Below are 1,617 nucleotides of genomic sequence, written 5' to 3'. Positions count from 1 at the left end.
GGAATATAGTTGCTCATAAAATGTCCTTCTACTGCTGTCAGAAGGAGACATAACCGTATCACTAATATATGAAAGAGTAAATATCAACTGTGCGAAAGTAAATTCCACTGGGGAATATGGGAGCGGAATTTAAAATTTCATTTTAGGGTTTTTAAGAAAATGTTGTCAGATACGATTTTCATATCAGGAACTAATTCAGCTCCCTGCGTGTCAGGTTTAAAGGTTCTTGTACCGGCAGATAAGTTGTTATGCTTAATGTAAACGACGTGAATATCGTTGGTGGCTGCCCAATCAACGGCTTTGTTGATATTTTCGATAATTTCCTTATAATTCTTTGTAATGTCATTTTGAATGTCGATGACAACTAATGCTTTATTTTTCACAATTTTTTACTCCTTATATTTTTTGTGCTTAACTCATCTACAAGCTGGAATTGTTATTCAATTCTAAGGTTTACTGGATTTATTGTAAGATTTCCTGCCCCGTTCACCGTATACCATTTTCCCCTTTGTAACCTTATTTTTTCTGATACACCAGACGTAATATATCCTATCGTATAAGTTACTCCAGTCTCAACGTCTGTAAATACCACATCGGTATCACAATTACCAGAAACTTTGACGATTCCAAATATCGGTTGTATTTGTTCTTCTTTAAGTGAAGTTCCATTTATTTCTGTAAGGGTAAATGTATGTGTTCTTTGAATTCCAGTATATACGATAATTAAGCTTACAAATAAAATCAATGAGCAGATAATAATCCATTTCTTTTTCATACCTACTTTTCACCTCACAACTTCCTATTTATCAATTTAGGCTTATTAAAACGAGTATTAATTCCATTTTTTGAGTCTTCTCAATTTCTCAAATTGCTCTTTAAATATTGTGAAGCGGTTATCCTTAATTGGGTTATATTTGAAAGCTTTGACCTTAATTTACAGAACTATTGCCAATGTACCGATGCCGATTAGAACACATCCAATCAAAGATTTCATCGTAAATTCCTCGTGCAGGAATATAAATGCCAGAACTAACGTAATCACTACGCTTAATTTGTCGATAGGTACAACTTTTGAGGCTTCACCAATTTGCAGCGCCCGGTAATAACACAGCCATGAAGCGCCTGTCGCCAAGCCGGAGAGAATCAAAAACAACCAGCTCTTTTTACTTATTTCGGAAATACCGCTCTGAGTATTCGTGAAAAAAACCATTCCCCACGCCAATACCACTACAACAATCGTTCGGATGGCTGTTGCAAGATTTGAGTTGACTCCGTCGATGCCGATTTTCGCCAGTATAGATGTGAGTGCTGCAAATATGGCGGACAGCAATGCAAATATAAACCACATAATACCTTACCTTCTTAAATTATTTAAATTCTGATTTATCGGTAAATTCAATTTCCCTACAAACTGGAAGTTGATTATCATGACTAACAAGAAGTTTTATTCCAAAAATTTTCGGCATAATCCTTAAATTTATATCCATTATTGTTTCTAAAAACAATTATATCTAAGCCTAACCTCACTAATTCAGACAAAATAAACCTAAGCATCTGAACAGATAAGCCTAACCTCACTAATTCAGACAAAATAAACCTAAGCATCTGAACAGATAA

Annotated in this window: 3 protein-coding genes and 1 pseudogene; all 4 read right to left on the bottom strand. The window is 34.6% G+C overall.

The annotated features are described in order from the left end of the window. Positions 1-149 precede the first annotated feature (149 nt). Positions 150-383 (bottom strand): annotated as a pseudogene (locus tag DXA13_RS20600) (isochorismatase family protein); the annotation flags it as partial. A 53-nt stretch (positions 384-436) separates the two neighbouring features. After that, positions 437-775, bottom strand: a complete 339-nt coding sequence (locus DXA13_RS20595; protein ID WP_118246849.1) for a hypothetical protein — start codon at positions 773-775, stop codon at positions 437-439. 159 nt (positions 776-934) lie between these two features. Continuing rightward, on the bottom strand, positions 935-1,348 hold the full coding sequence (locus DXA13_RS20590; RefSeq protein ID WP_118246848.1) for an EamA family transporter: 414 nt from the start codon (positions 1,346-1,348) through the stop codon (positions 935-937). Positions 1,349-1,431: 83 nt separating this feature from the next. Next, positions 1,432-1,617 (bottom strand): hypothetical protein (locus DXA13_RS21320; protein ID WP_207662195.1); only part of this gene is annotated, 186 nt, incomplete at its 5' end.

It is taken from the genome of Clostridium sp. AM58-1XD (assembly GCF_003464085.1).
Taxonomy (GTDB): domain Bacteria; phylum Bacillota; class Clostridia; order Lachnospirales; family Lachnospiraceae; genus Lachnoclostridium_A.
The sequence above is the reverse complement of the archived record's forward strand: the minus strand, read 5'-3'. Positions and strand labels throughout refer to the sequence as shown.